This is a genomic window from Anabaena azotica FACHB-119 (genome assembly GCF_014697625.1).
GTDB classification, from domain to species: Bacteria; Cyanobacteriota; Cyanobacteriia; order Cyanobacteriales; family Nostocaceae; genus Trichormus; species Trichormus azoticus_A.
In genome coordinates, this window is the sequence record NZ_JACJSG010000006.1 from 41,811 (window position 1) to 62,366 (window position 20,556).

Consider the following 20,556-nt stretch of genomic DNA (forward strand, 5'->3'; position numbering starts at 1 on the left):
TGGGCGGTGAGTGCAGTCACAGGTGCGGCTCTCCCACAGTTGATTTTTCGTTTTCATGCGTAAGTTGTAATGGAAAAACTGCACCCAGTGACTATTAGTCTAGGGTTGGCGATCAAAAGCTGGCTATTAGCAGCTATTATCGTCTGGCAATTCTATACACTAGGTATTTGGCAAAAGTCTCATGGTACAAATTCAGCCGGAAATTAAACGTGCAGAGGAACTGCGTCAGTTGTTGCAACAAGCTAGCTATGCTTATTATGTCTTGGATGCTCCGATGATGGAGGATGCAGTCTATGACCAATTGTATCGGGAACTGCAACAACTGGAAACTGAGTACCCAGAATTAATTACGCCTGATAGTCCAACGCAGCGTGTGGGGGAAAGGCCAGCTACACAGTTTCATTCTGTGCGCCACAACATCCCCCTGTATAGCTTGGAGAATGCGTTTAATGTGGAGGAGTTGCAAAATTGGGATCAGCGTTGGCGGCGACAAGTTGCTAAGACTGAGGCTGAGTATGTGGCGGAACTGAAAATTGATGGTTCAGCGATCGCACTCACTTATCAAGATGGTATTTTAGTTAGGGGTGCGACTAGGGGCGATGGGGTGATGGGTGAAGATATCACTCAAAATGTGCGGACAATTCGTTCTATTCCCTTACGCTTGAATTTTGATGGTATCGAAACCATCGAGAAGGTGGAAGTTAGGGGTGAGGCTTTCTTACCTCTGGATGTATTTAAACAAATTAACGAAGAAAGACAAAAGGCTGGGGAACAGTTATTTGCTAATCCCCGGAATGCGGCGGCTGGTACACTGAGGCAGTTAGACTCGCGCATTGTCGCCAAGCGGCGGTTAGACTTTTTCGCCTACACGCTGCATATTCCCGGTATGGATGACGCAAGTATTGCTAACACCCAATGGGAAGCTTTGGAATTATTGCAGAAAATGGGTTTTCGGGTCAACCCTAACCATAAGCTATGTGCATCTTTAGCAGATGTTGCCGATTATTATAAATATTGGGATACGGAAAGATTAAATTTACCCTACATGACCGATGGTGTAGTGGTCAAGCTCAATTCCTTTAAGCTACAAGAACAGTTAGGTTTTACCCAGAAGTTCCCCCGGTGGGCGGTGGCGTTGAAGTATCCCGCCGAGGAAGCACCCACCCGTGTGGAAAATATTGCGGTGAATGTGGGAAGGACGGGGGCTTTAACTCCGTTGGCGGAAATGCGTCCGGTGCAGTTGGCGGGGACGACTGTATCTAGGGCTACCTTACATAATAGCGATCGCATCGCCCAATTAGACATCCGCATCGGTGACACCGTCATTGTCCGCAAGGCTGGGGAAATTATTCCCGAAGTTGTCAGGGTACTTAAGGAACTCCGCCCGGCTGATACTCAACCTTTTATTATGCCTAGTCATTGTCCCGTGTGCGGACAGCCTGTGGTGCGGGAAACGGGGGAAGCTGTAACTCGCTGTGTGAATGCTTCCTGTCAAGCTATTCTCAAAGGTTCCATCGAACATTGGGTGAGTCGTGATGCTTTGGATGTCAAGGGTGTGGGCGAAAAATTGGTGCATCAACTCGTAGATAAAGGCTTGGTGCATTCCGTCGCTGATTTATACGACTTGACAACAGAGCAATTATTTGCATTGGAAAGGATGGGGAAAAAATCGGCCGAGAAATTAATTGAAGCGATCGCTCAATCAAAAAACCAGCCTTGGTCAAGGGTATTATATGGTTTAGGCATCCGTCATATAGGCAGCGTTAACGCCCAATTATTAACCGAGAAATATCGCACAGTCGAGCAATTATCCACCGCCAAACAGTCAGAAATTGCCGGAATTTATGGCATCGGGGCAGAAATTGCTCAGTCTGTTTATCAATGGTTTCAAATTGATGCCAATCAAACTTTAATTAAACGCTTGCAAGGCGCAGGGTTAAAATTTGCCAACACCGCAGAAATAACAGACGTTAATCATGCTAACCTCAAGTTGGTAGGTAAAACATTTGTGATCACAGGTACTTTACCCACATTAAAACGCGATGAAGCTAAAGCTTTAATTCAAAAAGCTGGCGGGAAAGTAACTGATTCAGTTAGTAAGAAAACAGATTATTTAGTTGTTGGTGAAGATGCGGGTTCTAAATTAGAAAAGGCGCAAGCATTAGGAGTTGCCCAGTTAACCGAAGCGCAGTTATTAGACCTTTTACAGGGAGAGTAGGGACTGTTTTCCAATTATTGGTTGAGCAACTTAACTAGGACTTACGCATAAAAACGAAAAATCAAGGGTTTGGGCAAGGGTGTAGGGGTATAGGGGTATAGGGGAATGGCACGCTTGTTAAGCGCAAACCCTTAATATGGCTGGCTTTTAGGGTGTAAGGGTGTAAGGGTGTAGGGGTTCTGCACACTCAAGAATTAATAATTAAACCAAAATGCTTGATAGATACTGTTTTTCTTCTAACCCCTACACCCCTACCCCCCTACACCCAGACGAGCGCGAGAGTTTCACCTTTTCTTAGTGCCATTCGGGTATAGGGGTGTAAATCTTTAAAACCCTTACACCCTTACACCCTTACCCCCCTACACCCTGTCTCAACAGATAACCTTGGTGCGTAAGTCATCGTAGTATTAAACAATACCCAATTTCTAAAAAAATTGGGTATCTAGTGTATCATGAGGACTTTAAGATTCTCTACCCGAAGCCCAGGTATCACGCCACTTAACTGTACCTTCTTTCGCCACTACCCAACGACGATTCATCACATTTTCTCGCAAGGGAGATTGTCCTTCCCGCCATAGGGCATACTTATAACTAATCAGTTTGCCGGCGCTTTCGTTGAAAGGAATCTCGCCAAACCAAGTATTAGAATTGATGTACTCCAGGGGATAGGCTTTGCTAATATCCCAGTTACCCAACTCTGGACAGTTACCAACAACGACGATGGTTTCACCTGGTTGAGTATGCACACCATTAAGTTGGGCGCGGATAATGGTTTGCGCTTTTACCCGTTCACCTACATGGCTGATCACAACTACGCCCCGTTCTGGAAGTTGCAAGTTATGAATCTTCCCATCTACTACCTCGAATTTGTTGCGAGTTAGCGCACAAGTATGTTCACCGTCTGGTAAGTCTGTTTGTACTTCGGGAATGGTGACATCTCCACCCCGGTTGAGGGCGACAAAGCACACAGAGGAACGATAGCGCCGGACGTAGCAGTAAACATCAGGTGTGAGGTATTTTTGCCATTGGCTACCCATCGATACAGAGGGATTTAACCGTCGCACACCAGATAGTAATCTGATATAACGGTAAACCTCACTATCTTTATCCCAATTCTTCATCATGGGACGATTATAGGGGTCATTACCGCCGTTGGTATCGTCGTGCAGATATTGTTCTGTGCCGTAGTAGATGCAGGGGATGCCCCGTGATGTCATAATGAGGGCGATCGCTACTTTCAACATCGCTGGATCAGGGTTCAGCGATTGGAAGCGGGGCATATCATGGTTATCTATAAAGGTGATTAACTCCGTAGCCCCGTTGTAGCGATTATCTTGGTCGAATATCTCTTGGATGAGATGGAATCCTCCTTCTGCACCTTGGGCAAGGGCGGCGCGAATGGCGACACACAGACCAAAATCCAACATTGTCATACCGGAATTGTTGGCAAATTCTACCGAGCGATCGTCACTGGGATGACTGTAAATCCACTCACCAAATATAAACACATCTGGTTTGTGATTATACATATCACCAGTAAACTCTTGCCAGAACCAAATCGGCATATGTTTGACTGTATCTACCCGCAGTGCATCTACACCCCGGTCTAGCCATTGCTTCATTGCAGACTTGATATATTCCCGGTATTCACTATTATTTTCGTTAAAAGTTGCCAAGCCGCAAAGTTCACAGTTCTGCACTTGCCAGTCATCTTCCCAATCTTGCACTTCACCATAATGATGATACCAATGATTGACATCATCATTGAAGTCGGCAATTTTTACACCATCATCATACAACTCGCCTTTGCTACCACTGGTGTCAGGGCTGCTATGGTTACAAACAATATCTAGAATTAACTTCATTTTCCGCTTATGTAACTCTTCAATTAAGCGGTCAAATGTTGTATTTCTTGTTTCTTGAGTGTTGTTTAATGAAGGGTCTTCATCCTTCCCAATATAGCGAGGATTTAGGCGTTTAAAATCCTTTGTCCAATAGCCGTGCATGGCGGCGTTACCAACAAATAATTCCTCGACTTGTTCAAATAAAGGAGTTAACCAAATTGCGGTAACTCCCATATCTTTTAAATAGTCTAATTTCTCGATGACACCTTGTAAATCTCCGCCCCAATACTTACCCCAATCTTCTCCATTGGGGTCATATAGTTCGGGATTATAGCCTTCGCTATTTTCAGGGTCGCCATCAAAAAAGCGGTCTACGACAAGAAAGTAAATTGTTTCTTGGCGAAATTCGATGTCTCTGGTATAGAGAAATTCTAAGTCAATTTCTGTTTCTGTTGAGGGCGTTTCTATTAACGCTTGTACCTCGGCATTAGCATTGTCAACTTTATATTGTTCTTCGGAAAAAAGTGATGGCGGTGTTTGTACCATAATCAAATGCAATTTTTATGCGATATCAAGTATGTATAGACGGAGGAACAAATTTTGTTCTGCCGTATTTCTGTAAACAATAGGCATTATCTGTTTAATTTTTTTTTCTGAACATCTATCTTGAGGTTAGTTATGTGTAAACGTTGCTGCAAAACCGTTTTGCAGCTAGATGTGTCATTTTGCCAATAGATGAGGAGTATCAATTCATTATGAATACTACTTTTAGTTATTAATAAATATGCCTTTTGGCGCTAGTAAATTATCTAGGATAAACACCATGATTCTATCTGGAGGTTTTGATAAATGTGTGTAATTGATGACATTCATTAGAGGAAAAATTATTTAATGGGAGGATAGTACGTGAGAATTGGCGCTCATTATTTGGGTAACGGAGAATGTGAGTTTACTGTTTGGTCTCCCACATTAGAAAGCTTGGCGGTGCAAATTCTCAAGCCAGAGAAACAGATAATTCCCCTTAAACCTCTGACAGAGGGATATTGGCAAGTTAAGGTAAATGATGTATATCCAGGGACGCTTTATAAATATCAAGTAAATGACCATGAAGCCTTTGCTGACCCGGCTTCCCAGTTTCAACCGGAAGGTGTGCATGGGGCTTCGCAAGTTGTGGATCATCAATTCGCCTGGACGGATACCGAGTGGACTGGTATTCCTTTGGAGTCGATGATTTTTTACGAACTCCATGTCGGGACGTTCACACCTGAAGGAACTTTTACAGCTATCATTCCCCGTTTACCTGAATTGCGGGAGTTAGGAATTAACGCGATTGAAATTATGCCGATCGCACAATTTCCCGGCGATGATCATATCCAGCCAGATTTAGCATATCGCAATTGGGGATATGATGGCGTTTATCCTTATGCAGTGCAAAATTCTTACGGTACACCAGCAGATTTAAAGCAATTTGTCAATGCTTGCCATGACAATGGTATTGCTGTGGTGTTGGATGTGGTTTATAACCACTTCGGCCCGGAAGGGAATTATATGGGTCAGTTTGCGCCCTATTTTACTAAAAGATATAAGACACCTTGGGGCAATGCGATGAATTTCGATGATGCCTATAGTCAAGGGGTGAGGAATTATTTTATTGAAAATGCGCTTTATTGGTTGGGAGAGTTTCATATAGATGCGTTGCGTTTGGATGCGGTGCAAGCAATTTATGATTTAGGTGCAAAGCATTTTTTATGGGAATTGGCGGAAAATGTGCATAACTTCTCGCAAGGGGGGACATGGAAACGCCATTTAATTGCGGAAAGTGACATGAATAACCCGCAAGTTGTGCGTCCACCGGAATTGGGTGGTTATGGAATTGATGCACAGTGGAGTGATGATTTTCACCACGCATTGCACGCACTGTTAACAGGCGATCGCTTGGGTTATTATCAAGATTTCGGTAACTGTGCAGATTTAGCGAAAGCTTACCAAGATACCTTTGTCTACGATTGGCGGTATGCTCCCCATCGTAACCGATTTCATGGCATATCTTGCCGCGATCGCCCCTTGTCGCAGTTTTCGGTATGTATCCAAAATCACGACCAAATCGGTAATCAAATGAAGGGGGAACGCTTAGGTGAGCGAATTTCTTTTGCTGGGTTGAAATTAGCGGCTGGTGCGGTTTTGTTATCGCCTTATTTACCGTTGTTGTTTATGGGTGAAGAATACGGTGAAACTGCACCTTTTATCTATTTTGTCAGTCATTCAGACCCCGATTTAATTCAGGCGGTACGTGCTGGACGGAAGGAAGAGTTTAAGCCGTTTCACTATGCGGAAGATCCACCAGATCCCGAAGCTGCGGAAACCTTTCTCAAGTGTAAGCTGAATTGGGAATTACGTCACCAAGGACAGCATCAGGAATTGTGGAATTGGTATCGTCAGTTAATTGCTTTACGCAAGACTCATCCGGCGTTGTTGAATTTTGAACGTGACAGTATTGAGGCTAGTAGTGATGAGGAGAAGAAGGTTGTGGTAGTGCGGCGTTGGTGTGAGTCGAGTCAGGTGATATTGGCGATGAGTTTTAATTCTGCGCCTGTGGCGGTGAGTTTACCTATTCAGCAGGAAGCGCGGAAGTTGTTGGACTCTGGTTGTGATGCTGCGGAGTTGTTATCTGCGGGTGACGAGGTTGTTTTGCAGCCTTTGAGTTTAGTTTTGTATGAGGTTTGAGAAGATGTTTTTAAACGCAGAGGAACGCAGAGGTTCGCGGAGAGTTTTTTGAGGAGGGAGAGATTTCTTCCCTTACACCCCTACACCCTTACACCCCTACACCCCTAATTATGCGGATACCAAAAGCAACTTATAGGATTCAGTTTACACCCCAGTTTGGGTTTGATGATGCTAGAGCGATCGCATCTTATTTAGCAGATTTAGGTATTTCTGATTTATACGCTTCGCCGATTTTTAAAGCGAGAACTGGGAGTACACATGGTTATGATGTGGTGGATGCTTCACAGTTAAATCCACAGTTAGGTACTCGTGAGAATTTTCAGGCTTTGGTGGCTGAGGTACAATCTCTTGGTTTAGGTTGGTTACAAGATATTGTGCCGAATCACATGGCTTATAGTAGTGAGAATCTCTATTTAATGGATGTGTTGGAACACGGACCTGATTCTAGCTATACCGACTATTTTGATTTATGTTGGAACTCGCCTTTTGCTAATAGTCAAGAGCGGATTCTTGCGCCTTTGTTGGGTGATTTTTATGGTGAGGCTTTGGAGAAGGGTGATATTCAACTACAATATGAGCAAAATGGGTTGACTGTGAATTATTACAGTCTCAAATTGCCGTTGCGGTTGGAGTCTTATACTAAGTTTATCTCTTATAATTTAGGGAAACTTACGCGCACGTTGGGAAGGAATCATCCTGATTTTATTAAACTCTTAGGTATTCTCTACATTCTCAAAAGTGTGCCTTCGGAAGTGACTGGTAAACAGCGTCAAGACCAAATCGCTTTTATTAAGGGTTTGATTTGGGAACTCTACAATAATAATGAGCATATCCATGATTTTATTGAGGAGAATCTGAAAACCTTTAATGGCGAGTCTGGTAATTCTGAAAGTTTTAACCTTTTAGATGACTTACTCAACGACCAATTCTATCGCCTCGCTTTTTGGAAGGTTGGGGCGGAAGAGATGAACTATCGCCGCTTCTTTACGGTTAATGAATTGATTTCTGTTAAGGTTGAGGAGTTGCGCGTATTTAACAACACCCATAGTTTAATTCACGAGTTAGTAGAAGCGGGAGTTTTCACAGGTTTAAGAATTGACCACATTGATGGACTTTATCACCCAACACAGTATTTAGAAAGACTGCAAGAAAAAATGGGTGATGTTTACATTACTGTGGAGAAAATTCTCGAATTAACAGAATATTTGCCAGATTGGCATATACAAGGTACGTCTGGATATGATTTCTTGAATTATGTCAATGGTGTATTTTGTCAAACTAAAAATCAAGCAGCGTTTGATAAGATATACCATTCATTTATCGGTGCGCGTGTTGATTATGCCTCGCTGGTAAGAGAGAAAAAACGCCTAATCATAGAAAAGAACTTAGCAGGCGATGTGGATAATTTAGCAAACTTGCTGAAGAATATTTCCAGCAAATACCGCTATGCTAACGACTTTACACTGAATGGATTAAAGAGAGCGATCGCCGAAGTTATCACCCTCTTCCCCATCTACCGGACTTACATCACACCCGATGGTATTTCCGACACTGATAAAACCTGCATTCAAACAGTAATTAATACGGCGAAAAAACAAGTACCTTTGTTACAGTATGAGATGAAATTCTTAGAAAAAGTTCTGCTGTTAGAATTTGATGATTCTCTCACCCAAACTGAACGGGAACAATGGATATATTTTGTCTTAAGGATGCAGCAATACACAGGCCCTCTCATGGCTAAAGGTGTAGAAGACACTACCTTATACGTCTACAACCGCCTCATATCACTCAATGAAGTCGGCGGAAATCCTAGTCATTTTGGCATTACTATTGATCAATTCCATCACTTCAACCAACAACACCAAACCAAATGGCCTCACACCATGAACGCCACAGCTACCCATGATACCAAGCGTGGCGAAGATGTGAGAGCTAGGTTAAATGTGTTGTCAGAAATTCCCCAGGAGTGGGAACAGCAGGTAAATAACTGGAGTGAACTTAATCAAGCACATCGTGGCTTAGTTGACCGCAACGATGAATATTTCCTCTATCAAACCTTAGTCGGTGCATTTCCCTTTGCGGAACATGAACAAGCCGCTTTCGTCCAGAGAGTGCAAGAATACTTAATTAAATCCATTCGCGAAGCAAAAGTGCATACAGCATGGCTGCGTCCTGATAACGAATATGAAGAAGCTTGTACTTCCTTCATTCAAAAAGTGCTTGACCCCAACATCTCCAAGCAATTCTTAGAAACCTTCCGCCCCTTCCAACAAAAAATCGCCGAATACGGGATATATAACTCCCTTTCCCAAACTTTACTCAAAATTGCTGCACCAGGTGTCCCCGACTTCTACCAAGGAACCGAACTTTGGGAATTAAGCTTAGTTGACCCCGATAACCGCCGTCCTGTAGATTTTGAATCCCGCCGTGGATACCTCAGCAGCATCCAAGAACAAATCAAAACAGATATCCTCAGCTTAATTCAAGAACTCCTCACCAACAAAACCGACGGGAGAATCAAACTCTTCTTAACCTACCAAACCCTCAAAGCCAGAAACCAACACCTCTCACTATTCCAAGACGGCGAATACAAACCCATCCCAGTCCACGGAACCCAAGCCAACCATATCATAGCCTTCGCCAGACAACAAGGAGAGAAAATAGCGATCGCGATCGCCCCCCGCTTCCTCACCACCCTAGTCCCACCCGGACAACCCCCAATAGGCGAGGTATGGCAAGATACACACCTCCAACTCCCCGCCAAAACCTGGTACAATCCCCTCACCCAGCAAACCTTAACAACTGACAACTTACCCATATCTCAAGCCCTGTCACATTTCCCAGTAGCCTTACTAATTTCTGAGTAACTAATACAACAGGGGCGGGCAAGATGCCCACCCCACAATCAGAAAAACAGCTTAAAAAAACCCTTTTAAACCTTCCTTCCTTAGCGCCTTCGCGCCTTTGCGTGAGGTAAAAAATATGACCCAGCAACTAAGCAGCCCCCCAATAACCGCCGTCCGCACCTACATCAAAAAGACCTGGAAAACCCTCACCCGTTCCCACGAACACCTACTAGAGTCCGCCCAAGACACCAAACTAGAACACCCACCCAACACCCCTTGGCTTGTCTACATCTCCCCCCAAGAAGACTGTAATACAGTCAAGTCAGTATTAGAGCGATCGCTATCTGCAAAAGAAATGCAGCAGATAGAAATTCGCACCCTCCCCAGCGAAGCCGAAGCCATCCACCAACAAGGACTCTTATACCTCCCTGGCCCTTACGTCGTCCCCGGTGGACGTTTTAACGAAATGTACGGTTGGGACAGCTACTTCATCTTACTAGGACTGTTGCGAGATGAAGAATGGGAACTAGCCCAAAGCCAAGTTGATCAACTACTTTACCAAGTACAGCATTACGGTACTATCCTCAATGCCAATCGTACCTATATGCTGTCGCGATCGCAACCCCCCGTTCTCAGTTTGATGGTGCTGGCGTTATTCCAACACACCCAGGATGAAGCATGGCTCAAATCTACCTTGCCATTGCTGGAACAATTTTACTACTACTGGGTAGTACCGCCCCATCTCAACCCCGCCACAGGCTTATCCCGCTACTTTGCGTTAGGGGAAGGCCCAGCACCAGAAGTTCTATTTTCCGAACTTGATGAAGCTGGACGCAGCCATTACGAACGAGTCAAGGAGTATTACAAAACCCATGAAATTGATGATTATGATGTCAGCCTGTATTATGACCGAGAAAAAGACGAACTAACAGACTTATTTTATAAAGGCGATCGCACCATGCGCGAGTCTGGTTTTGATATCACCAACCGCTTCGGTCCCTTCAGCATCGATATCATCCATTATGCGCCTGTTTGCTTAAACAGCTTGCTTTATCAAATGGAACAAGACCTGGCGCAAATTTACGAGATTTTAGGGAATGCAGAACTAGGACAACAATGGAGCGATCGCGCCAGTCTTCGACGCGACCGTATCAACCAATACCTGTGGGATGAAGAAAAAGGGCTTTACTTAGACTATCACTTTTACAGTAACAAGCGCCGTAATTATGAATTTGCCACCACCTTCTACCCTCTGTGGACAGGTATAGCTTCCCCAGAACAAGCCCAAAAAGTTGTAGAAAATCTTACCCTATTTGCCGCACCCGGTGGTATCCTCACCAGTACCCACATTACCGGAAATCAATGGGATGCGCCTTTTGGCTGGGCCCCACTCACCTTAATTGCTGTCCAAGGACTCCACCGCTATGGATATCATACCCAAGCAGATGACATCGCCCAAAGATTCCTCAACATGGCTATCAAAGAATTTACCAAATATGGTTTCTTCGTAGAAAAATACGATGTAGAACGTTGTTCGGCGCAAGTTTCCGACGAAATCAGCTTTGGCTACAGTTCCAACGAAATCGGCTTTGGCTGGACAAATGGAGTCATCCTAGAACTATTAGCCTTACAGTAGGGGACAGGCTCAAAATTAGCTGGCAGTAAATATTTTCTGATTCATCTATCATACAGCATATTTTGGGTAAATGAGGTACAAGCTTAAAACCCAAAATACTGTAGAGACGTTACATGTCAATCTCTACAGTATTTTACGAATAGCGAAACTGCTGTATCTAAAGCTCACGCTGAGGAATTTCTTCCCGAAATTCGATAAACAACTGCATAGTTTCCTTCATCAAATCACGTAAATCTTGATTAAGAAACACAGCACCTTTAGCACCAAACCAACGATCAAAAATCGTCACATATCGCTGATCATTATTCACAAATCCCTGCATGAACTTCACCAGAGAATAATTTACAGAATCAAGAAATTTCGAGTTATTCTCAGGAACCATGCAGGCGATACCCTCCCGTGAATAGGGACGCGCAGGTACAATTGCAAAATCATCAGGATTCTTCGCCCTTTGCAACCAACCCTCTAACAGAATACTATCAGATGAAAAAGCATCAATTTTCCCCTCTTGCAAAGCCTTATACCCTTCCGCGCGACTTTTCAAATACACTAACTTAGCTTGAGGTTGTACCCGCTTAATTGCCAGTTCATTAGTAGTTTGTGGCAAAACTCCTATACGTTTACCGATGAGAGATTCAGGCGAATCTAGATTACTACCAGCTTTAACTAATAATTGAGTACCAGTAGCACCATAACTCACAGAAAAATCAACCTTTTTATCCCGTTCCCAAGTAAAACTACTAGCGTCACAAACAATATCAACCTTTCCATTAACTATATTAGGAATCCTTTGGTCGGGAGATAGTGGCACTAATTTTAACTGTATTTTTTTACCTAAATCTTTTTCTAACTGTTGCTTAATTACAGACAACATATCAACAGAATAACCAATCAACTGTCCTTGCTCATTGCTATAAGCAAAAGGCATAGCATCTCTACTAGTCCCCGCAGTTAACACCCCTGTTCGCGCCACCTTTTGCATCACAGTTTCCGCAAATGCAGCATTAGGTAGAACCGTTGTCAAAGTCAAACCGAAAATAGCGATCGCCAAATTTTTATACATAGTCAGTTATCAGTTATCAGTTATCAGTTATCAGTTGTCAGTTATCAGTTATCAGTTATCAGTTGTCAGTTATCAGTTGTTCTCCTCATCTCCTTCCACTCTCTGTTCCCCTCCAGGGAGGGGTTAGGGGTGGGTTACTCCCTCATCTCTTTAATCAAAATCCGTGGGTAAATCTGGCTGGCGATAATGTTGAAAAATTCGCTGGATTTGTTTTGGTGTCACACGTCCTAAAGAGAGTTCGGGTAAAGCATCTTCAGTAAAGAAACCAACTTCTTCAGTTTCCATACTTGCTGATGGAGAACCACCCACAAGTTCGCATTGAAAAAATATTTTATAAATATAAAAAGGAAATGGTGGGTGTCCTTGTCTATCTCTGTCATAGACTGCTAGCACCTTAGTTGCGCTTGTCTGATAACCAGATTCTTCAAAAACTTCCTTGACAACTACCTCACTGGGTGACTCACCAACATCAGCCCATCCCCCCGGTAAAGTCCAAAGACCATCAGACCGTTCTTTGACTAATAAGATAGTGTTGTCCCGAAAAACTGCACCGCGCACATCAACCTTGGGCGTAGCGTAGCCGAGTTCACGAGTGAATAAATCTAGAACTTGACTATGTTCAACATTTGTGTATGTCGCCATAATTTCTGCGGCGATCGCCCGTACCTGTTTAAAGCGTTCGATATCAAATGGATTTTCAGAATAGGTGAGTCCATTTTGGGCAATTGCTTGTAACTTTTGCGTCCACTCCAGCCATTTTGGTTGCATATATTTTTGCGATACAGGGATTGTGGAAAGAGGCTAAGGGTTGGGAAAACAACCCAGTCCCTAATCCCCAGTCCCTAATCCCCTGTTACCTACGCCTCATCTAAAGCAGCGATACCGGGTAATACCTTACCTTCGAGTAACTCTAAGCTAGCGCCGCCACCTGTAGAAATGTGGCTCATTTGATCAGCCAAACCAACCTTTTCTACAGCCGCTACCGAGTCACCACCGCCGATGATGGTAGTTGTGCCTGTTTTGCTCAAATCTGCTAGAGTACGAGCGATCGCTTCAGTACCCACAGCAAACTTATCAAACTCAAACACACCCATAGGCCCGTTCCAAATCACGGTTTTGGTATCTGCCAAAGCTTCTTGAAAGACCTTAACAGAATCAGGGCCGATATCCAAACCCATCCAACCATCAGGGATATTTTCGATGCTCACAGTTTGAGAATTAGCATCAGGCGCAAAGTTATCAGCCACTACCACATCAGTGGGTAACAGCAAGCTAACGCCCCGTTCCTTAGCCTTAGCTTCCAAAGACTTCGCCAATTCCAGCTTGTCTTCTTCCACCAGAGACTTACCCACACTCAAACCACGCGCCTTGTAGAAAGTGAAAATCATCCCCCCACCAATGATCAGCTTGTCGCACTTCTCCAGTAGGGTTTCAATCACACCGATTTTGCTGGAAACCTTGGAACCACCGATGATAGCAGCCAAAGGACGTTGGGGATTTTCAATTGCACTTTGCAAGTATTGCAATTCCTTTTCCACCAAGTAGCCAGCTACAGAAGGGCTGAGGAACTTAGTTACACCCTCAGTAGAAGCGTGAGCGCGGTGAGCAGTACCGAAAGCATCATTTACGTAAAAATCAGCATTAGCCGCCAATTTTTGGGCAAATTCAGGATCGTTTTTCTCTTCTTCTTTATAAAAACGGACATTTTCCAGTAACAGAACTTGACCATTTTCTAACGCCGCCACCTTAGCCGCAACTTCATCACCAATTGAGTCATCGGTTTTGATCACTTCTTGCCCCAACAACTCAGAAAGCCGCTTGGCTACTGGTGTGAGACGCAATTTTTCATCTACACCCTTGGGACGACCAAAATGGCTGGTTAAAATTACCTTAGCGCCCTTTTGCGTTAAATCTTGGATGGTGGGTAGAGCCGCACGAATGCGAGTATCGTCTGTGATGTTGCCTTGCTCGTCTAAAGGCACGTTGAAGTCAACACGTACTAAAGCGCGTTTACCAGAGATATCAGCAGCAGATAAACTTGCTACAGTTTTTTTAGACACAGCCACCCTCCTGATTGCCTTTTTGTTATTGTTTTGAAAGTAGAACCATCCAGATTTTACCGGAGACGGGGGTACGGAGGCGCAGCGATGTTTAAGACAGTTCTATTTCCCATCGATCAAAGCCGAGAAGCAAGGGAAGCGGCCGATGTTGTCACCAACGTCGTGCAGAAATACGGTAGTCGCTTAATACTGCTGTCTGTGGTAGAAGAATCTACCCCAGACGAGCCGAAGACTGATCCAATGGTTTCTCCAGAAGCCGTTGCCAAACTGCTCAAGGATGCCCAAGCCTTATTTTCGCAGCAAGGTATTCCATCGGAAATTCTGGAAAAACAAGGTAAACCAGCCTTTACCATTTGCGATGTTGCCGATGAAGTAGGCGCAGATTTAATCATCATGGGTTGCAGAGGATTGGGTTTAACCGAGGAAGGCGCAACCGATAGCGTCACCACTCGCGTAATTAATCTCTCCCCTTGCCCAGTGTTGATAGTGCCTTAAATTATGATTCAGGTGCGTTAAATCCCGTTGACGCACCATTTTAACTAAAGAAAATTTTTATGATTCAGGACTTACGCCACTGGCACAATAGTAGGGTGCGTCAGATGAGGAAAATCCTTTAATGTGTACGAAATTATTGGGACTGACGCACCTTACAGTTAGTTTGATGATGACACTTGCGTAAGTCCTATGATGAATAATTTTTTACGCAACAAAAAGCTAATTTTTGACAGTTGGGCCTCCAGTTATGACTGGCTGTTTCCCTCGGTTTTTTACCAAGCTATTCATAAACGGTTGCTAGAATATGTTGATTTACCACAGCCAGCCAACGTACTTGATTTAGGCTGTGGAACTGGCCGCTTATTACAACGCCTTGCTGCTGAGTTTCCCCAATTGCGGGGTACAGGATTAGATTTATCTTCCAATATGGTGCGTCAAGCAAGACTTAATAATCGCCATCATCCACGTTTAATTTTTCTTGAAGGTAAAGCCGAGTCTCTTCCTTTTGGCAATGGTCAGTTTGACGCAGTTTTTAACACCATCAGTTTTTTACATTATGGTGAACCGCAGCAGGTGTTAAATGAAGTGTCACGGGTACTTGCTCCTGGGGGACGCTTCTATTTGGTTGATTTTATTTTTAGCCGAGAAGTAGAATCACCAATATTATCAATTTCTTCTCAGACAGTTAAATTCTATAGTCCCAACCAACGGGAAGTTCTGGGTGCATCTGCTGGACTATTATCTGTGAATCATTATTATTTATTAGGTACTGTTTTGCTGACCATTTTTGCTAAACCAAGCTAAAAATTCCTATATAGGACTTACGCCAGCGTCATAATCAAACTAACTGTAGGGTGCGTCAGTCCCAATAATTTCGTACACATTAAAGGATTTTCCTCATCTGACGCACCCTACCCCAAGTGTCAATTGCGTAAGTCCTGCTATAAACTGACATCTTGCACCTTCTCAATAAGCTAGTGGTGGGCAATGCCCACCCTACGAAATCATATGGGTTTCGGGCTGCGATTTTCGCAATAACAGAGTGGTGCAAGATATGAGTAAACACAACAACACCCAAACATCTACTAGTTGTTTTGATTTCCTCCCCTCTTTAGATTCTTTCCAGGGATGTAAACATCAATTACTACTACAATTAAGCAATAGAAATATGTTACAGCGCCCCCTTACTTAGGATATTTGAGGAAATATCAACTTTCGCGTTGGGTGTTGTCGGTTGTAAACGAGACAGACATGAAATTAAACAGCGTTTTTACCTCTTTCTCTTGTTTTACACACTAGCTGTTACATCTGCCAGGGAAGCTTTTTCTTTAGCTTCAATTATTAATTTAGCATTCAATAGATGACTTGGGAATTCCCTGCAAATAAACTTTACTTCCCTTGGTTAGATATTTTTTACCTCAGCCCTCTATTTGTAAGGATAAACTCAATAAAAATATTTGGTATTGCAGTCATATTTATTAGAGTAATAGCTTCAGTAATTTTTAAGTTTTGTTTTCATCTCTCAACTTGCACATTTTAAAACCTTTATACAGCAAGGCTTTGATAAATATCATCAAAATGTGCTTGTTTCATATTTTGCGGGAGAGTTCATCGTGTCCTTGGGAGGCTTATATCTTGCACCATTACCTTCCACTCGAAAATCGAAGCCCGAAACCTTTATTATTTCGTAGGGTGGGCAATGCCCACCACCAGCTTCCACAAGGGAGATGCAAGATGTCAACAATGAAAATTTCCTTTGATTGCCTGTTCAATTTCTTCTGGGTTAGCATCTGCATAAGCTCAGGCATTTACTAAGTCAGCAGCAACATTGCCCACCGTATCATGGTTTTGGTGGGCAATGCCCACCCTACTGTTTCTATACGCTCTACATTTCACCCGGAATTGAGTATCATCTAAAAAGATGTGAAGAAATGTAAAGTAGATGATGCAAAACAAAGTTGTTGTAATTGTTGGTGCGAGTGGTGGTATTGGTTCAGCCTTGGCTGATAAACTGGCGGCTGTTGGGGCAAAGTTAGTGCTAGCAGCGAGGGATAGCAGCCGTTTAGAGGCTTTGGCGCAGGAGTTACCAGGGGAAGTTTTAACAATTCCTACAGATATTACTGACGCGCAGCAGGTGGAAAGTTTAATCCAAAAGACTGTGGCTGAGTTTGGTCAGATTGATGTGTTGGTAAATGCTGCTGGTGCGGGTATTCTCAAGCCTTACAACAGCGTCGAACCAGCCGATTTAGACAAAATGTTAGATGTTAACTTAAAAGGTAGTTTCTACACCACTCAAGCAGCAGCAGAGGAAATGCAGAAACGTAAATCTGGACATATCTGTAATGTGATTGGTATTTTAGGTAAACATTCAATGCCGATGGCTTCTGCTTATTCTGCGTCTAAGTTTGGTGTGGTGGGTTTTAGCAAGTGCTTGGCTGAAGAACTTAAGCGTTTTGGGATTAAATTTACCTTATTTTATTTTGGTGGAGTTGATTCACCATTCTGGGATAATGTCAGTTTGAAGGTAGACCGAAAAAAAATGCTGAGTACGGAAACTGCTGCTAATGCAATTTTCTTTGCTCTGTCTGCTGAACCCCAAGCTGTACCACTAGAAATTAATATTCAGCCAGATAGTCATTTATTTTTCTAAAAATACGGTAGATTTAAGAGGTCGAAAGTAAAAACCTAATCTCTTGCTTAGGCAGGAATCGAGAATCTGGCTAAAAAGGCAAAATTTACAGTTACTTAAGCTGTGGTGCTGGATTTCCAGAATTTATGAAGATTGATCACGTTCATTTTTATGTCGAAGATGCCAAGATGTGGCGGGATTGGTTCCTCAACTATCTTGGCTTTACAGCAGTAAATAGTAGCATCAGTTCTCTACACACCTGTACGGAAGTGGTGAAAAGTGGTGCTGTCTGTTTTTTGCTGTCTTCACCTTTATTACCTACTAGTCCTGTAGCTGAATTTCTGCGTCAACATCCTCCAGGTGTGGCAGATGTGGCGTTTGCGGTAGATGTTGTAGAAGCGGCGATCGCTCATGCCCAAGCTCAAGGTGCAACAATATTACAATCTATCGAGGAGCGTCTAATTGGCAATATTGTCCGCAAATGTGGCAAAATCGCGGCTTGGGGTGGACTAACTCATACATTAATTGAAAAATTAAGTACAGATAATCAGATAAATTCGTCACCTAATTTTATTACCGCCATAGACCATATTGTACTCAATGTAGCCGTAGGTGAGTTAGAGCCTGCTGTGGCTTGGTATGAGAAAATTCTCGATTTGCAACCCCGACAGGCTTTTAAAATTCAAACCGATCGCTCGGCACTACACAGTCAAGTGATGGTTTCCCGCGATGGCGTTGTACAATTACCAATTAACGAGCCAGCAACTAGCAATTCCCAAATTCAAGAATTTTTAGACTTTAACCGAGGAGCAGGAATTCAACATATTGCCCTACAAACACAAAATATTGTCAGTGCGATCGCGCAATTTCGCCACCGTGGTTTACCATTGCTGTCAGTCCCCCCGACTTATTACTCCCAACTCAAACAGCGTTTAGCGATGCCATTATCATCCACCGAAATCGAAGCGATCGCTCAACAGGAAATTTTAGTAGACTGGCAGAAAGATCATCAACAAGGTGTATTGTTACAAATCTTCACCCGTCCCATCTTTGAACAACCAACCTTCTTTTTAGAATTTATCGAACGTCGTTCCCAAGCCCAAGGTTTTGGCGAAGGAAACTTCCGCGCCTTATTTGAAGCCATCGAAAGCGAACAAATGAAGCGCGGAACACTTCAGTAGGTCAGTTGACAGTTGACAGTTATCAGTTATCAGTTGACAGTTGACAGTTGTCAGTTGTCAGTTGTTATTTTTCCCTTTCCCCCTTCCCCCTTCCCCTTTCCCCCTTCCCCCCAGTCCCTAACCTCCTGAATAAGGCACTAGTTCCGCCTCCCATTTCTGATATTCACCACGCAGTTCTGCAAAAATCTGCGTTTGTTCTGCTTGAATATTGGTTTCTTCTTGTGGGTCAGTTGCTAAATTGAAAAGATATTCATCTTCTCCATAAGTGACATATTTCCAATCTCCCCACCGCACAGCACCTTGTATCATGGGTGGCGGTAAAACTGGTACTGCTTTGCCTTTGTAACGCCAAAACAATTTTCTTTCCCGCACAGGTGCTTCACCTTTGAGAATGGGAAGTAAGTTTTCACCATCAAGGGGATAATTTGGATCAGCCTGGGTTTGGGTAGCCGCCAAAATGGTTGCGGTAATGTCGTGGGTGATGATCACTTGGTCGCTAATTTGGTTGGCTGCTATCACTCCTGGCCAGCGAATAAAGGTAGGAACTCTAATTCCACCTTCATAGACTTTGCCTTTCTTACCTTTAAACGCCCCAAAGTTAGAAAATTTATCGCCTCCGTTATCGCTGGCAAAGATGACTATGGTATTTTCAGTTAGTCCAGCATCAGTTAATGCTTGCAGCACTCTGCCAACTCCATGATCTAAGGTTTGCATAACTGCGGCGTAGGATTCGGCTGTGCCTGTGTTAATCCAGTTTTGCAGACTATCTTGACCAATTAAAGCTTTGCTGAGGTCAATCTCGTTAGGGCCTTCCCAAGGCCAATGAGGCGCTGTGTAATGCAGACTGAGATAAAAAGGGCGGTTATGAGGTCTCTTAATGAAATCTATGGCACGTTCGGTAAATAAATCTGTGATGTAACCTACCTGCTGTATGGGAACTTCCGCTTCCCATAGGTCTGGTTCACCAGTAGGATCTACATGGCGAAAGTAATCGATAGCACCGCTAAGGTTGCCAAAAAACTCATCAAAACCACTGCGTAAAGGCCCATATTTGGGTAGATAACCACAATGCCATTTACCTACTAGTGCTGTTTCATAACCACTCGTTTTTAACAATGAGGCAATGGTTGGATGTTCGGGGGGTAAGCCGATGCTTTCTCCTACTTGGCTATAACCACCTAAAGGTTCTTGTACACCAATGGGTAATCTACCCGGATAACGACCAGTAAAAAAGCTGACTCTTGTGGGTGTACAAACTGGGGATGATGAATAAGCATTGCTAAATCTGGTTCCTTCCCTAGCTAGTTGGTCTAAGTATGGGGTTCGATAATTTTGCTGACCATCAATACTCAAATCTCCCCAACCCAAATCATCAGCCAAAATGAACACAATATTGGGACGTTGTACCGTAGCAGGATTAGTCGCAACCATTTTTAGTAAATACATTAAATTGATAGATTTACAGTATTTTACATCCAAGTTAACACCCCTACACCCAATCTCATTGGAGCGTAAGTCCTGCATAGTCAATAGTCAATGGTCAATAGTCAATGGTCAATGGTCAACTGTCACCTGTCAACTGTCCACTTGTATAGAACTTTTCTAGATAAACTGTATTATAGGTTACAAAAAAAATATTTAATTATTAGTAATATTGGTCACTCAACTATTAATGACTTATAGTTATTTAATTAGATGAGCAAAATTAAGTAATTGATAGTAAAAGTTAATAAATCGCTAGAAATTAATTTCTTGATTAACTGAAATAAATAAAAAAAGTTTCAGTAAAAACATGGTTAATTACTAATTAAATAATTGAAAAAGATTCGTATATTTGCTGAACTAATATATTGTTATATT

15 protein-coding genes are annotated in these 20,556 nt (G+C 43.1%); 9 read left to right on the top strand and 6 right to left on the bottom strand.

All coding sequences use genetic code 11. The features are described from left to right. Positions 1-69 precede the first annotated feature (69 nt). The gene (locus H6G83_RS05650; protein WP_190468264.1) at positions 70-207 is read left to right on the top strand and encodes a hypothetical protein; all 138 of its coding nucleotides are present in this window, start codon (positions 70-72) and stop codon (positions 205-207) included. Further along, positions 182-2,218, top strand: coding sequence for an NAD-dependent DNA ligase LigA (gene ligA / locus H6G83_RS05655; RefSeq protein WP_190468267.1), 2,037 nt, complete (start codon positions 182-184; stop codon positions 2,216-2,218). Before H6G83_RS05650 ends, ligA begins: the two co-directional genes overlap by 26 nt. A 461-nt stretch (positions 2,219-2,679) precedes the next feature. On the opposite strand, the gene H6G83_RS05660 is transcribed toward ligA, so the two are convergent. After that, positions 2,680-4,608, bottom strand: coding sequence for an alpha-amylase family glycosyl hydrolase (locus H6G83_RS05660; protein WP_190468270.1), 1,929 nt, complete (start codon positions 4,606-4,608; stop codon positions 2,680-2,682). Between the two features lie 360 nt (positions 4,609-4,968). Between H6G83_RS05660 and treZ the strand changes: the two genes are divergently transcribed. From treZ to H6G83_RS05675, 3 genes are all read left to right on the top strand, one after another. Continuing rightward, positions 4,969-6,786 (top strand): malto-oligosyltrehalose trehalohydrolase, encoded by a 1,818-nt coding sequence (gene treZ / locus H6G83_RS05665; protein ID WP_190468273.1) that lies wholly within the window; start codon positions 4,969-4,971, stop codon positions 6,784-6,786. A 110-nt stretch (positions 6,787-6,896) separates the two neighbouring features. Next, the gene (gene treY, locus H6G83_RS05670; protein ID WP_190468276.1) at positions 6,897-9,653 is read left to right on the top strand and encodes a malto-oligosyltrehalose synthase; all 2,757 of its coding nucleotides are present in this window, start codon (positions 6,897-6,899) and stop codon (positions 9,651-9,653) included. 115 nt (positions 9,654-9,768) lie between these two features. Continuing rightward, on the top strand, positions 9,769-11,268 hold the full coding sequence (locus H6G83_RS05675) for a trehalase family glycosidase (RefSeq protein ID WP_190468281.1): 1,500 nt from the start codon (positions 9,769-9,771) through the stop codon (positions 11,266-11,268). A gap of 157 nt (positions 11,269-11,425) precedes the next feature. Here H6G83_RS05675 and H6G83_RS05680 read toward each other — a convergent pair whose 3' ends face one another. The 3 genes from H6G83_RS05680 to H6G83_RS05690 all read right to left on the bottom strand — a co-directional run bounded on the left by H6G83_RS05680 (position 11,426) and on the right by H6G83_RS05690 (position 14,391). Continuing rightward, positions 11,426-12,331 carry an amino acid ABC transporter substrate-binding protein gene (locus H6G83_RS05680; protein ID WP_190468283.1) on the bottom strand — a complete coding sequence of 302 codons (906 nt, stop codon included), beginning with the start codon at positions 12,329-12,331 and terminating at the stop codon, positions 11,426-11,428. Positions 12,332-12,481: 150 nt separating this feature from the next. Beyond that, positions 12,482-13,099 (bottom strand): NUDIX hydrolase, encoded by a 618-nt coding sequence (locus H6G83_RS05685; protein WP_190468286.1) that lies wholly within the window; start codon positions 13,097-13,099, stop codon positions 12,482-12,484. 89 nt (positions 13,100-13,188) lie between these two features. Further along, positions 13,189-14,391, bottom strand: a complete 1,203-nt coding sequence (locus H6G83_RS05690) for a phosphoglycerate kinase (protein ID WP_190468289.1) — start codon at positions 14,389-14,391, stop codon at positions 13,189-13,191. An 87-nt stretch (positions 14,392-14,478) separates the two neighbouring features. Here H6G83_RS05690 and H6G83_RS05695 point away from each other — a divergent pair, with 87 nt between their 5' ends. Together H6G83_RS05695 and H6G83_RS05700 are read left to right on the top strand one after the other, a co-directional pair. Next, positions 14,479-14,886 (top strand): universal stress protein, encoded by a 408-nt coding sequence (locus H6G83_RS05695; RefSeq protein WP_190468291.1) that lies wholly within the window; start codon positions 14,479-14,481, stop codon positions 14,884-14,886. Positions 14,887-15,075: 189 nt separating this feature from the next. After that, complete coding sequence (locus H6G83_RS05700; protein WP_190468294.1) at positions 15,076-15,690, top strand: class I SAM-dependent methyltransferase; 615 nt, start codon at positions 15,076-15,078, stop codon at positions 15,688-15,690. A 769-nt stretch (positions 15,691-16,459) separates the two neighbouring features. Here H6G83_RS05700 and H6G83_RS05705 read toward each other — a convergent pair. Beyond that, positions 16,460-16,630, bottom strand: a complete 171-nt coding sequence (locus H6G83_RS05705) for a hypothetical protein (protein WP_190468296.1) — start codon at positions 16,628-16,630, stop codon at positions 16,460-16,462. 201 nt (positions 16,631-16,831) lie between these two features. Between H6G83_RS05705 and H6G83_RS05710 the strand changes: the two genes are divergently transcribed. Next, a complete protein-coding gene (locus H6G83_RS05710) occupies positions 16,832-17,536 on the top strand; it encodes an SDR family oxidoreductase (RefSeq protein WP_190468298.1) in 705 nt (234 codons plus the stop codon). Positions 17,537-17,661: 125 nt separating this feature from the next. Further along, entirely contained in the window at positions 17,662-18,696 is a 1,035-nt protein-coding gene (gene hppD, locus H6G83_RS05715) for a 4-hydroxyphenylpyruvate dioxygenase (RefSeq protein WP_190468301.1), read from the top strand. Between the two features lie 117 nt (positions 18,697-18,813). Here the strand turns inward: hppD and H6G83_RS05720 are convergent, their stop codons facing one another. Beyond that, positions 18,814-20,127 carry a sulfatase-like hydrolase/transferase gene (locus tag H6G83_RS05720; protein WP_190468304.1) on the bottom strand — a complete coding sequence of 438 codons (1,314 nt, stop codon included), beginning with the start codon at positions 20,125-20,127 and terminating at the stop codon, positions 18,814-18,816. Positions 20,128-20,556: the final 429 nt, after the last annotated feature.

What these genes read in the sequence shown, in the direction of transcription:
- treY (WP_190468276.1), top strand. Translation starts at nt 6,897, where the DNA reads ATGCGGATACCAAAAGCAACTTATAGGATTCAGTTTACACCCCAGTTT.
- H6G83_RS05720 (WP_190468304.1), bottom strand. Translation starts at nt 20,127, where the DNA reads ATGGTTGCGACTAATCCTGCTACGGTACAACGTCCCAATATTGTGTTC.
- H6G83_RS05660 (WP_190468270.1), bottom strand. Translation starts at nt 4,608, where the DNA reads ATGGTACAAACACCGCCATCACTTTTTTCCGAAGAACAATATAAAGTT.
- H6G83_RS05695 (WP_190468291.1), top strand. Translation starts at nt 14,479, where the DNA reads ATGTTTAAGACAGTTCTATTTCCCATCGATCAAAGCCGAGAAGCAAGG.
- H6G83_RS05650 (WP_190468264.1), top strand. Translation starts at nt 70, where the DNA reads ATGGAAAAACTGCACCCAGTGACTATTAGTCTAGGGTTGGCGATCAAA.
- H6G83_RS05680 (WP_190468283.1), bottom strand. Translation starts at nt 12,331, where the DNA reads ATGTATAAAAATTTGGCGATCGCTATTTTCGGTTTGACTTTGACAACG.
- H6G83_RS05675 (WP_190468281.1), top strand. Translation starts at nt 9,769, where the DNA reads ATGACCCAGCAACTAAGCAGCCCCCCAATAACCGCCGTCCGCACCTAC.
- H6G83_RS05710 (WP_190468298.1), top strand. Translation starts at nt 16,832, where the DNA reads ATGCAAAACAAAGTTGTTGTAATTGTTGGTGCGAGTGGTGGTATTGGT.
- H6G83_RS05685 (WP_190468286.1), bottom strand. Translation starts at nt 13,099, where the DNA reads ATGCAACCAAAATGGCTGGAGTGGACGCAAAAGTTACAAGCAATTGCC.
- ligA (WP_190468267.1), top strand. Translation starts at nt 182, where the DNA reads ATGGTACAAATTCAGCCGGAAATTAAACGTGCAGAGGAACTGCGTCAG.
- hppD (WP_190468301.1), top strand. Translation starts at nt 17,662, where the DNA reads ATGAAGATTGATCACGTTCATTTTTATGTCGAAGATGCCAAGATGTGG.
- H6G83_RS05700 (WP_190468294.1), top strand. Translation starts at nt 15,076, where the DNA reads ATGATGAATAATTTTTTACGCAACAAAAAGCTAATTTTTGACAGTTGG.